The 12307-nt window shown below is 66.8% G+C and carries 11 protein-coding genes; all 11 read right to left on the reverse strand.

The genetic code is table 11. The features are described 5' to 3' along the window. The 11 genes from ABJ196_RS03960 to murD all read right to left on the reverse strand — a co-directional run bounded on the left by ABJ196_RS03960 (position 1) and on the right by murD (position 12247). On the reverse strand, positions 1-1155 hold the full coding sequence (locus ABJ196_RS03960; protein WP_347305329.1) for a DivIVA domain-containing protein: 1155 nt from the start codon (positions 1153-1155) through the stop codon (positions 1-3). Between the two features lie 287 nt (positions 1156-1442). Beyond that, positions 1443-1733 carry a YggT family protein gene (locus ABJ196_RS03965; protein WP_181734557.1) on the reverse strand — a complete coding sequence of 97 codons (291 nt, stop codon included), beginning with the start codon at positions 1731-1733 and terminating at the stop codon, positions 1443-1445. Positions 1734-1846: 113 nt separating this feature from the next. Beyond that, entirely contained in the window at positions 1847-2341 is a 495-nt protein-coding gene (gene sepF, locus ABJ196_RS03970) for a cell division protein SepF (RefSeq protein WP_347305330.1), read from the reverse strand. Between the two features lie 107 nt (positions 2342-2448). Further along, positions 2449-3165, reverse strand: coding sequence for a YggS family pyridoxal phosphate-dependent enzyme (locus ABJ196_RS03975; protein ID WP_347305331.1), 717 nt, complete (start codon positions 3163-3165; stop codon positions 2449-2451). 3 nt (positions 3166-3168) lie between these two features. Beyond that, on the reverse strand, positions 3169-3867 hold the full coding sequence (gene pgeF / locus ABJ196_RS03980) for a peptidoglycan editing factor PgeF (RefSeq protein ID WP_347305423.1): 699 nt from the start codon (positions 3865-3867) through the stop codon (positions 3169-3171). A gap of 198 nt (positions 3868-4065) precedes the next feature. Continuing rightward, positions 4066-5373 carry a cell division protein FtsZ gene (gene ftsZ / locus ABJ196_RS03985; protein ID WP_347305332.1) on the reverse strand — a complete coding sequence of 436 codons (1308 nt, stop codon included), beginning with the start codon at positions 5371-5373 and terminating at the stop codon, positions 4066-4068. Between the two features lie 313 nt (positions 5374-5686). Next, on the reverse strand, positions 5687-6352 hold the full coding sequence (locus ABJ196_RS03990; protein WP_347305333.1) for an FtsQ-type POTRA domain-containing protein: 666 nt from the start codon (positions 6350-6352) through the stop codon (positions 5687-5689). Next, a complete protein-coding gene (murC, locus tag ABJ196_RS03995) occupies positions 6345-7820 on the reverse strand; it encodes a UDP-N-acetylmuramate--L-alanine ligase (protein ID WP_347305424.1) in 1476 nt (491 codons plus the stop codon). The genes ABJ196_RS03990 and murC overlap by 8 nt, the downstream gene beginning before the upstream one ends. A gap of 64 nt (positions 7821-7884) precedes the next feature. After that, positions 7885-8985, reverse strand: coding sequence for an undecaprenyldiphospho-muramoylpentapeptide beta-N-acetylglucosaminyltransferase (murG, locus tag ABJ196_RS04000; protein ID WP_347305334.1), 1101 nt, complete (start codon positions 8983-8985; stop codon positions 7885-7887). A 36-nt stretch (positions 8986-9021) separates the two neighbouring features. Beyond that, a complete protein-coding gene (locus ABJ196_RS04005; protein WP_347305425.1) occupies positions 9022-10512 on the reverse strand; it encodes an FtsW/RodA/SpoVE family cell cycle protein in 1491 nt (496 codons plus the stop codon). 328 nt (positions 10513-10840) lie between these two features. Further along, positions 10841-12247 (reverse strand): UDP-N-acetylmuramoyl-L-alanine--D-glutamate ligase, encoded by a 1407-nt coding sequence (murD, locus tag ABJ196_RS04010; protein ID WP_347305335.1) that lies wholly within the window; start codon positions 12245-12247, stop codon positions 10841-10843. Positions 12248-12307 lie beyond the last annotated feature (60 nt).

Consider the following 12307-nt stretch of genomic DNA (forward strand, 5'->3'; position numbering starts at 1 on the left):
TTAGTTGTTGCCAGCCTCGCCGTTCGGGGCAGCGGAGCCGCGGGCCTCGAGCTCCTCGAGCTGGGACTCGAGCAGGGTCTTCAGGCGAGTGCGGTACTCGCGCTCGAAGGTGCGCAGCTCGGCGATGCGCGTTTCGAGGGCGGCCTGCTGCTGCTTCACCGTGTTCATGATGTCGGTGTGCTTCTTCTCAGCGTCAGCCTGCAGGGCTGCAGCCTTCTCCTCGGCCTGGCGAATCCGAGCCTCAGCGCGGGAATTGGCGTCGGCCTCGGTCTGCTGAGCCTTGGCCTCGGCGTCGGACACGAGTTTCTTGGAGCGGGTGTCTGCGTCGAGCAGCTGAGCGTCGTACTTCTTCTGAGCCTCAGCCAGCTGGGACTTGGAACGGGTGTCCGCGTCGGCGAGCTGTTTCTCGGCGGCCGAGCGGGCCTCGGAAAGCATGGACTCGGACTCTGCCTTCGCCTCGGAGGTGAGGCGGTCTGCCATCTCCTGCGCCAGGCCCAGGACCTTGGCGGCCTGCATGTGCGTGTCAGCGGTGGCCAGGCCAGCGCCTGCGGCGGCACCGGCAGCACCCGCGGCGGCAACGCCGGACTTCTGCGTGCTATTCGCAGCGGACTTCTTCAGCTGCTCGTTGTCGCGCTTGGCGGCCTCGAGTTCCTTCTTCAGGGACTCGGCCTCGGACTTGGCCTTAGCAGCCTGCTCCTGGGCAGCCTTGAGCTCAGCGGAAGCAGCAGCGGCGCCAGCAGCCTTGTTGGACTCGCCAGCGTGCGCGGCCTTCTCGGCCTCGGCGCGGGCAGCCTTGAGGTCCGCAGCGGCCTTGGTGGACTCTTCCTTGGCCTTGGCGGCCTCGGACTTGGCAGCAGAAGCCTCGTCCTGCGCGGACTTGAGCTTGGACTCGTAATCAGCCTTGAGCTTGGCCTCAATCTCCTTGCGCAGAGCGGCCTCGTCGACGCCCTTGGCACCAGCCGCACCTGCGGCAGAGCCCGCGGACTTCAGATCCTCAACCTGTGCGGCGAGGTCATCGTTTTCGTCCTGCAGCTGGGCAAGAGTGTCCTCTACGAGGTCGAGGAACTGATCGACCTCGTCCTCGTTGTAGCCACGCTTGCCAATCGGCGGCTTGCTGAAAGCGACGTTGTGTACATCAGCGGGTGTCAGCGGCATTGACTTCTCTTCCCCTTCAAGTCGGTGCGCCCCGGAGGTTCCGAGGCAGTGCGGAGATGTGACAGGCCTACGCCCGAGCTCGCCGCGCGCCGCCTGAAACGACTGCGACGAGGAACCGACGCGGTTCCTTACAAACTATTATTTTAAACAATCATAAGTCCACAAAGCGGACTGTCTCACTCATTGTAGCCAAATGGGCGCGTTCGTGAACATTAACTACACGTTCAGACTAATAGCGACCATGCGATCCACCCCCACGACACGACACCGCAGGAGGGGGCAAAGGCCTAGACCAAGGTGCGGACAACCACCGTGGACAGCAAGCCCAGCAGCAGGAAAAGCACGATAATGGACACGTCGAGCGAGACGTTTCCCAAGCGCAACGGCGGGATAATCTTGCGCAGCCCCTTCACAGGCGGGTCAGTGACCGCGAAGAGGGGTTCGGCCACGAGGGTAAACCACCGCGGCGGGCGGAAGTTCCGAGAAAACGACGCGACCATTTCCACAATGATGCGGATAATGAGCGCGAAAGAAAACAGTCGGATTAGCGCGTACAGGATGATGCCGATTTCACTCACGCCCATCGAGCCTAGACGAGGAACACCGAGCATGAGAAAAGCCCCGCCGAACTCACGGGGTGAGTTCGCGCAGGGCGTACGCCGCCCGCTTACGGGTGCGGCGAGGAAAAGGCTTAACGTAGGCCAGCGATGCGCTCGAGCTCGGAGCGGTCGATGTCGACCTCCGGCGGGATGATGGCGAAGACCAGGCGGTCAGTGTCCATGCCCGAGGTGAGCTTGAGCATGCGGGAGCCCTCGAAGGCGTAGACCAGGCCAGCGGCGAAGTCGATGAGTCGCTTGTCGTGCCCCGGCTTGGCGTCGGTGACCTCGAAGACAACCGCGTCGCCATCGCGGAACGGGGCACCGACCTTGGTGGCCTCGCGGTAGCTCACCAGGGAGACCGGAACGATGGTCGGCTGGTAGGACGCGTGCGGGGCACGCGTCGGGACGGACGAAGCCGGCTCGTATTCGTGCGCGGCCGGAGCCGTGCGCGGGGCGTAGGCCGCGGAGCCGTTGGTGGCGTACGCCGACTGGGCAGGCTCACGCTCGTCGGCGTAGTACGCGTCGTCGGAGTCGATGTCCATCGGGGCCAGGCCGAAGAACTCCTTGGTTCGATCAATAAAAGACATTGTTGGTCTCCCTCTAACCTTCAATGAAGTGGTCTATGGACACGCGGGTCTAAAGTGTTGATTTAGACTTCAGATCCACGCTGTGAAATGCGCATTTGCGTTGTTACTCAAATTATCGGCCGCGGCCCCATAATCCCGGTTCCGACACGCACAATATCCGTGCCCGCCGAAATTGCATCCTTCAGATCGGCACTCATACCCGCCGAAAGTTTGAGCTCACGGCCGAGCGTCGCGGACCACTCATTCGTGAGCGCGCGGACGGCGCGGAAGACCTCGCCGGCGTCGGCATCGAGCGGGGGCACGACCATAAAACCGGCAAGTTCAAGATGCTCGGATTCTTCGACCGCGGCCACGAGCGTGCCGATACCCTCTGGGTCACTCAGTTGCGTCCCGCCGCGGCGTTCATCGCCGTCCGCGGAGACCTGAATAAAAACCGGCAGCGTGTCGGGCAATCCGGCGCGCTCCCCCGCCGCGAGTGCGTTGCCCATGCCGCGATCGAGGGCCGCCGCGAGCTTCAGAGAGTCGAGCGAGTGGACGCTCGCCGCCCAGCGCGCGACATGATTGGCCTTCTTCGTCTGGATCTGGCCAATCATATGGAAGCGGACGGTGCCGAGCGCCTCGTGCTTGGCGCGGGCTTCCTGCTCGCGGTTTTCCGCGACGTCGGTGATGCCCAGCTCAGCGAGGAGTGCTACATCCTCGGCTGGGTGGAACTTGGTAACGGGGAGGAGCTGCGGGGCGGGACGGGAGGCGGCATCGGCAAGCTGGGCGATCTGGGCGCGGACCTTGTCGAGGTTGGCGGACAGTTCGGCTTTGCGGTCGGTCATGGATTAAGACTCCTTGGGTTGGTTGAGCCAGATGACACCGGCCTGGCGGCCGGTGGTGCCTTCGCGGCGATAGGAGAAGAAGGCCTCGTCTTCGATGGTGCAGCGCGGGTCGGCCTCGATGTGAGTGACGCCGAGCGAGAGGAGTTGACGCACGAGGCCGGCGCGCACGTCGATGCCGGGCGTGCCCTTCGTGGTCTTCGTGCGGGAGCCGGGCAGGTGAGCCTCGACGTCGGCGGCCATTTCGGCAGGAACCTCGTAGTGCCGGCCCGACGCGGCGGGGCCCAGGAGGACCTGGATGTTCGCGGGCGTAGCGCCGAGCTCGACCATTGTCGAGACGGTTCTGCGGACGATACCGTTGCGGGCGCCCATGCGGCCGGCGTGGGCCGCGGCAACGACGCCGGCGGCGTGGTCCGAAAGCAGCACGGGGACGCAGTCCGCGACGAGGACAGCGAGTCCGAGGTTCGGCGTGGTGGTCACGAGTGCATCGGTGGCCTCGACGGGGCCGTCCTGCGGTCCGTCGATGACGGTGACGGTATTGGTGTGGAGCTGCTCCATGTAGACGATGTCTGGGAGATCCAGAACTCGGGTGAGCCGCGCGCGGTTCGCGGCGACGTCCTCGGGATTATCGCCCACGTGGGTGCCCAGATTGAAGGAACCGTACGGGGACAAGGAAACCCCGCCGGCACGGGAGGTAAATACCATGCGGACGGGGCGGCGACGCACGTCTGGCGTGGTCGCGGAGGTGGCCTCGTTAGAGGAAGCCTGCGGCTGAGACGGGTTGACTGGCATGCACTCCAGACTACCGCGCCCCATCCCCTCGCCCGGGCCGGGGCGCGCGGCTGAACGCGGGCCGTGCTGGGGCGGTGGGGAGGCTCGGTGGGGCTTCTGACTCAGAGGCTCCTAGCGGAGGAAGTCCGGGACGTCGAGGTCGTCATCGTCGTCGACGCGGGTCTCACGGGTGTCGCGGCCGTAGTTCGGACGCTCCTCGGCGCGCTGGCGGGTGGTAAACAGGCCGCCGTCGTCGCGGCGCTCGACACGCTCGGTGCGCTCCGGTTCGCGGGGAGCACGGTCTTCGCCGACGCGGAACTCGTGGCGCGGCTGGTAGGCCTCGCGCTCCTCGCGGGCCGGGGCCGGGCGATCCTCGAAGAGAGAGGCGCGGTCCTGGACCGGTGCGGACTGGGACTGAGCCGGAACCTGCTGGGCCGGGGCCGGGTCGTTGTGGGAGATGGTGCCGTCGTGAGCATCTGCGTGGCGGTTCTTTTCTGCATCGAAGCCGGTGGCGATGATGGTCACGCGGATTTCGTCGCCGAGCGAGTCGTCGATGATGGTACCGAAGATGATGTTCGCGTCCTCGTCGGCGTAATCGGTGACGAGGGAGGCAGCCTGGTTGATCTCGTGGAGGCCGAGGTCCGAGCCACCGGCGATGGAGAGCAGGATGCCCTTGGCGCCGTGCATGGTCGACTCGAGCAGCGGCGAGTTGATGGCCTGCTCGGTCGCGACGAGGGATCGGTTCTCGCCGCGGGCGTTGCCGATGCCCATGAGAGCAGAACCGGCGTCGGTCATGACGGAGCGGACGTCGGCAAAGTCGACGTTGATCATGCCCGGGGTGGTGATCAGATTCGTAATGCCCTGAACACCGTTGTGGAGCACCTCGTCGGCGAGGCGGAAGGCCTCGACGATGGGCAGCTCTTCCTCGGAGAGCTGGAGCAGGCGGTCGTTCGGAATAACGATAAGCGTGTCGCAGACCTCGGCGAGGGTGGCGATGCCCTCCTCGGCCTGGCGGGTGCGGCGCGGACCCTCGAACTTGAACGGCTTGGTGACAACGCCGACGGTAAGCGATCCCTGCTTCTTCGCGATGGACGCAACAACCGGGGCAGCACCCGTGCCTGTGCCGCCACCCTCGCCGGCGGTGACGAAGACCATGTCTGCGCCGCGCAGGTACTCCTCGAGCTCGCTCTTGGAATCCTCGGCAGCCTGGCGGCCGACCTCCGGGTTAGCGCCGGCACCGAGGCCACGGGTAGCGTCGCGGCCGATGTCGAGTTTGGAATCCGCGTCGCACAGGATAAGCGCCTGGGCATCGGTGTTGATGGCGACAAACTCGACGCCCTTGATGCCTTCTTCAATCATGCGATTGACGGCGTTGACGCCGCCGCCGCCGACGCCGACGACCTTGATGTCTGCCAAGTTGTTGTTGCTCGGGGTGGTCATGAGAGGTGTTTTTGCCTTTCACCGGATAAGTAGCGCGGCCACGCGCGCGTGGCCGCCAGGATCATGTCTAACGAGGTGTCGCCGAGTAATACGTGCATGCGCGGCGAGTCGCTTTCCATCTTCGGTGACGACGCCCGCAATTGCGTGTTGATTTCGCCGCGTGTCGGTACCCTCAACCTCTACTTTAGGGTTGCTGACGTGCGCTTTTGTCCCGCTCATGCACCACTTCGAGTCCTCGGTGTGACAGGTGTGAATTCGGAAAAAATTTGCCCTCGCCGCGGCTGTGCGGCGAGGGCGTGGGAGTCGTGACAGGCTAGGAACTCGTCACGAGCTCCGGGTTGGAGATATTCCAGTTCTGGCCGTCCATCTTGAGCACGGAGGCGAAGGCGCGCGCCTTGTTCGCGTTGTCCGCGTCCCCGTTGTTCGCGCCCCACGTCACCGTGCGGCCGTCCTTCATGTGGAAGACGTAGTTGAACGGGTCGGCGGCGTCGACGGAGTCGGCCTCGACGCGCAGCTCGGCAGGCACAGAGGCGATGACGGCGACGGCGCCCTTCCAGTTGCGCGAGCCGGACTCGCCGCCGGTGATCTTCACGGCCTCGCGCGGCGGCATCTCAATAACGAATTCCTCGCCGTCCGCGTCAATGAGGTGCGGGCCGTCGTGCGCATCGGTGTAGGCGACGGCCTCGCGCTCGACGACGGTGACCTGGAGCGTCGAAGGCAGGTGGCGCGCTACGGTCGCGGACTTCACCCACGGCAGCGCGGCGACGCCGGAGGCCGCCGTCTGCGGGTCGACGCGCACGAGGTTCGACTCGAGCGCCACGCCCGTAGCTGCCTCGATGTCTTCGACGCTCGTGTGTTTGTGCCCCTCGACGGCGAACTGCTGCACCTTGAACACCGGCGTGGCGTAGATGACGCCCACAGCGATGGCCAGGATAGCGAGCACGGCACCGACGGTGACGGCGATGGCCTTCTTACTCACCGGCGCTCTCCCCCGCGCCCGTAGTCTCACCGCTCGGCGCGCCAGCGCTGAGTTCGTCGAGGATTTCCGCGGCGAGCATGGTCACCGAGCCCGCACCGATGGTGAGGATGATGTCGCCCGGCTGCGCAAGCTCGACCACAGTGCGCGGAGCCGCCGAGAAATCCGGCTCGAAAACGCCGCGGCCCTCCTCCATTTTCTCGGTGATGATGCGGGAGGTAATGCCCTCCACCGGCTGCTCGCGGGCGCCGTAGATGTCGAGGACCACGGCGGCATCGGCAAGCGAGAGAGCGTCCGCGAATTCCTCCTGGAATTCCAGGGTGCGCGAATAAAGGTGCGGCTGGAAGCACGCAATGACGCGCGCGCCATTGCCCTCAGCCTCCGCCTTGGCGCGGGCGGCGGTGAGCACGGCACGGACCTCCGTGGGGTGGTGCGCGTAGTCGTCGTAGACACGCACGGGACTGGTCCCCGGTGCCATGACGCGCGCGCCACGGTACTCGAAGCGGCGGCGCACGCCGGTGAAGTCGCTGAGCCCCTCGGCCAGCTTGGCGGTGTCGCCGCCCACGAGGTGGCCGGCGATGAGCGCGGCGAGCGAGTTGAGCACCATGTGGTGGCCCGGAATCTGGAGGTCGTAGGTGGCCTCGAAGGGCTCCTCCCCCGGCAGCTCGAGACGGGTACGAACGACGGTGTTCTCGCCGGACATGTCCTCGGAGAGAATCTCCGCAGCCTGGGTGATGTCCGGGTAAGTCTCGCCCGCGCCGTGGGAGCCGTAGCCCAACACGGAAATGCCGCGCTCGGCGGCGCGCTGTCCGGTCTGTGCCGCACGTTCGTCGTCGAGGCACACAACGAGATGTCCATCAGCGCCGACGCGGTCGGCGAAGTCGTCGAAGACCTGGTAGTAAGCCTCCGGAGTGTGGAAGAAGTCGAGGTGGTCCGGCTCGATATTGGTGATGACGGCGACCTTAGGCGAGTAGCGCAGCAGCGAGGCGTCGGACTCGTCGGCCTCGGCGACGAAGGCCTGGCCGGTGCCCTGGTGGGCGTTGGTGCCCGCGCGGTTGAGCTGGCCGCCGATGGCAAAGGACGGGTCGAGGCCCGCGGTCTGCAGCGCGGCGACGGTCATGGAGGTCGTGGAGGTCTTGCCATGGGTGCCGGCGAGGAGCACCTGGTCGTAGCCCACCATGAGCTCGGCGAGGAGGTCGGAGCGGCGGATGACGGGGATGCCGTGTTCACGCGCACCGGCGAGCTCCGGGTTGTCCTGCGGGATGGCCGCGAACGAGGTGACGACGACGGTGGGCAGCGAGCCTGCGAGGGTGAGGTTCTCCGCGGCATGGCCGATCGCGATATGTGCACCGAGGGTGCGCAGGACCTCCACGGGCGTGGAGTCCTTCATGTCGGAGCCGGTGACGACGCTGCCGCGCTCGACGAGGATGCGGGCGAGGCCGGACATGCCGGAGCCGCCGATGCCCACCATGTGGACACGGGAGAGATCCACGCCGAGCGGAGTCGCGGAAGAAGTCTGGGAAGTGGTCACGGTCTTATACATCCTTTTCTGCAGAAGCCTCAGCGGCGGTGATCTGGTCAGCGATGCGGCGAGCGATGGTGCGGGCGACGTCGCCCGCGGAGTTGGAGGCCACGGCGGTGCGCATGGCGTCGAAGCGAATGGGGTCCTCGAGAATCTCGCGCACGTGGTGCACGAGGAGCTCGGGGCTGAGATCCGCGTCCGCGATCTGCACGGCGGCGCCGGCGTCGACGAGGTGGCGCGAGTTGAGTGCCTGCTCGCCGTTGCCGTGCGGGAGCGGAATATAGATGGCGGGCAGGTGTGCCGCGGAGACCTCCGCGACGGTCATGGCGCCGGAGCGGCAGATGACGAGGTCGGCGACGGCGAGCGCGCCGGCCATGTCTTCGATATACGGCAGCGCGGTGTAGCCCTCATGCGCGGCGGGCGCGGCGTTCTTCTTGCCGTAGGCGTGAAGCACCTGGAAATCCTGGGTGAGGTCCTCAATAGCGCCCTCGACAGCGGCGTTGATAGACGCTGCGCCCTGGGAGCCGCCGGTGACGAGGATAACCGGCTTTTCCGCAGTAAGGTTCCACTTCGCGCGGGCGGCCTGGGCCGCGGCGCCTTCGCAGTCGACGGCGAGTGAGGGGCGCACGGGGATGCCGACGACCTCGCCGGGCATGCCGGAGCCGGCGTTCGCGTTGAGACCGATGCCGCCGATTTTCACACCCAGCTTGTTGGCGATGCCGGCTAGGGCGTTGGTCTCCAGCACGTAGAAGGGAATGCCGAGTGACTTCGCGGCGAGGTAGGCCGGGGCGGCGACGTAGCCGCCGGTGCCGAAGACGGCGTCCGCGTGGACGTCCTTGAGGACCTTGCGGGTCTGGGCGACGGCCTTGACGATCTTGAAGGGCAACTTGGCCAGGTCCGCGTTGGGCTTGCGTGGGATGGGCACCGGGGTAATCATGCGCAGATCCACGCCGCGGGCGGGCACGATATCTCGCTCGAGGCCTTTCTCCGTGCCGAGGGCGGTAATGCGGGCGCCGTGCTCGGTGGCGAGCGCCTCGCCGACGGCCAACGCCGGTTCGATGTGACCGGCAGTGCCGCCACCTGCGATAACTACGGAAATGGACTGCGAATTCATGTCCTACAGGCTACCAGCGTGGGCGCGGGCCGGACTCTAGCGGCGGCGCGTGCCGCGGCGAGAATCACGGCCGTCGGGGCTACCGGTGCGGGCACCGCGTCCGCCGCGTGCGGTGGGCTGCTCGCCGGCGCGGCGGCTCGTTGTGCGGCTCGTGACCGGGGCACCGAAGCGCGCGCGGTGGGACTGCTCACGCTCGCGGGCGCGAGCGGGGCGCTCGGGACGGGCGTCGCGGGGGGCGCCGGAGCCATCGGCGCGGCGGCGGCCGCCGGTGCGCGGGGCGGCATCGGATGGCTCGGGCTCCGGTATCCACAGCAGACGGTCAAAGAGCGGGCGGCCGTAGTTCTGCATAGCGGAGACCTGCGCCGGCTCGTGGCGCGCAATATTGCACAGCAGGCCCATGGAACCGATGGTAATGATGGCGGCCGTACCGCCGGCGGAAATCATGGGCAGCTGGATACCGGTCACCGGCAGCAGGCCGATGACATACGAGATATTGAAAAAGGCCTGGGAAACAACGGCCGCGGTGAGCGTGCCGGCGGCAAGGCCTTGGAACTGGTTCTGCGCGCGCATGGCGGTGCGGAAGCCGAAGAAGCCGAGGAAGAAGAACAACGTGATGACGAGGAGACCGCCCCACAGGCCCATCTCTTCGCCGACGATGGCGAAGACAAAGTCGTTACGTGCCTCCGGCAGGTAGAACCACTTGGCGCGCGACTGGCCAAGTCCCACCCCCGTGAGCCCGCCATCCGCGAGCGAGAGGAAACCTTGGTACGTCTGGAAGCCAGTGCCCTGCGTGTCTTGGATATTGCCCACGAGGGCATCGAAGTACGTGTGGAAACGATTGGTGCGGTAGCCGCCGCCGGTAAAGAGCACCGCCACGCCGACGATCGCAAGGATGAGGATGAAGTAGAACATCGACTTGTGCATGCCTGCGAAGAAGAGCGTGAAAATTGCGACGAGGGCAAAGGACATGCCCATGCCCATATCGCCCTGGGCGATGATGAGGCCGAACATGCCGAGCGCGACGGCGGTGTACTGGACGAAGGGATCCTTGAAGTAGTCCCAGATGGTGCGCGGGCGGTACATGCCAAAGCGCTTGTCAGCGAGCAGGTTCGCGCCGAAGAGGGCGATGGCGATACGGGCAATCTCCGAAGGCTGGATGGAAATGCCAGCGACGACGATCCACGACTGGGAGCCAACCTCCTCGCGGCCAGTGCCGATGGGGGTCAACACGACGAGGAGCAGCGCGATGGCGAGCAAGAGCAGCCACACCGTCGCGGAGCGCCACTTGCGCGGCGGGATGCGCAGGCCCAACCAGAAACAGAAGAGGCCGGCGATGACCATGAGCGACTGGCGCAGGGCCTGCTGCCACACGGCGCCGTCTTCGGCCACGGAGGTCGCCATGGACGCGGAGTAGGCCATGAGCATGCCGATGCCCACGAGCGTGAGCACGCAGATGCGCAACATGAGGTAGTCCAGGCCCGGGCGCGCACCCACGGCGGAAAACCAGCGGCCTATCGCCGCACGCATGCCGGTGGGCTGCGCCGCGGTGCGCGGCGGCTGCTCGGCGGTCCGAGTAGCGGATTGAGTGGCGGCGGGTGTGGCGCTGGCCTGTCCGCCGCGGCGCGTGCCGCGTGCCTGTGCCTTATTCGTCGCGCCCGTTGGTCGGCTCATACCTTGTGCTCCTTCGTCGCAGGTGTCGGCCTCGCGGCCACCGTCGCGTCGCCGCGGCGCGTGGGGCGCGAGCCCCCGGCTGCCGCAATGGCGCGTTGATGGCGAGTGCGAGGGACACATCGGTGGTGTGCCTGAAGTTCCCGCTGTGATTGTTGTTCCTATTGTGCCCTACGCGCGACAAAAATTAGGGAAGCGCCAACTCCCGCGCGGCGGCGGCGAACATATCGCCGCGCTGGCCCATGCCTTCATACATGTCGAGCGAGGCCGCGGCCGGCGCGAGGAGCACCGTGTCCCCTGGCTCCGCGCGAGCAACGGCGGCGGCGACGGCCGCGTGCATCGCGGCCTGGGGCTCGGTCTTGTCGATGACGTCGACCGTGACGTGCGGGGCAAGCTCGGCCAGGGCCGCAGCGATCTCGGCGCGGTCGATGCCGAGGAGCACCGCCGCCTTGAGCTGCGCGCCGTGGTCGCGGATGAGCTGGTGGATATCAGCGCCTTTGAGCTGGCCGCCAGCGACCCACACGACGTGATCGAGCCCGGCGAGCGCGGCGTCGGCCGCATGCGGGTTCGTCGCCTTCGAGTTATCGATGAAGTCGATACCACCCGCGGAGTGCACGACGGCGCCGCGGTGGCCCGCGACGTGGTAGCTGGCCAAGCCCTCGGCGACGGACTCGGGTGCGGCACCGGCAGCGAGTGCGACGGCGGCGGCAGCGGCGGCATCGGCAAGCCCTGCATGACCGGCCGGCTCGATGCCGTCCGCGGTGGCGACGTCGACCTGTGCCCCACCGAGCGTGGAGACGAGGCGCCCATCGAGAATGCCAACCTCCTCGAGCGAGGGCTCGCCTGCGCTAAACGCGAGAACACGCTCGGCGAGGCGGCCCTCGGCACGCAGGCGCTGCGCGTAGTCGAGGACGGTGGCGTCCTCGCGGCCCACGACGCCGATGGGGCCGGTGAGCACCTTGGCTTTGCTCAGCGCGTAATCCTCGAAGCCACCGTGCCAGTCGAGGTGATCATCGGCGAGGTTGAGGAGAACGCCCACGTCCGGGGTGAGTTGGCTCGACCAATGAAGCTGGAAGGAGGAAAGCTCGGCGCAGAGCACGTCCACGCGCTCCTCGTCCGCGAGCGCGTCAAAGACGGAGACTCCGATATTGCCCACGGCGACGGCGCGGTGGCCGGTGCGCGTGGCGTCCGCCGCCATGATGGCAGCGAGCATGCCCGTGGTCGTCGTCTTGCCATTGGTGCCGGTGACGACGAGCCACGTGCGGGCCGGGCCAAAGACCTGCGCATGGTCGAGGCGGTAGGCCAGCTCTACGTCGCCGATGACCTCGCGGCCAGCTGCTGCCGCCGCGACGAGCAGTGGCGAGTCCGGGCGCCAGCCCGGGGAGGTCACCACGATGTCAAAGTCCGCGACGGTCTCCGTGGCCTGCGCGACCGAGACAGTAGCAACGCCATTAGGCAGTTGCGCGAGGTGCTCCGCGTTGTCGTCGGCGACCGTGAGCTGGGCGCCCAGAGTGTGAAGCAAGCGCGCGCAGCCCAGGCCGGACACGCCCGCGCCGGCAATGAGGACGCGGCCTTGGAGTTCGGAGGGAAGCATGAAGAAACGACAACCTTTCTGGGGATACATAAAAAGCACCGCGCGAGCGGTGCTTTTCAG

Origin of the sequence: Corynebacterium sp. SA-MJD20WY100 (assembly GCF_039822565.1) — a bacterium.
In the GTDB taxonomy this organism is placed as follows: Bacteria; Actinomycetota; Actinomycetes; order Mycobacteriales; family Mycobacteriaceae; genus Corynebacterium; species Corynebacterium phoceense_A.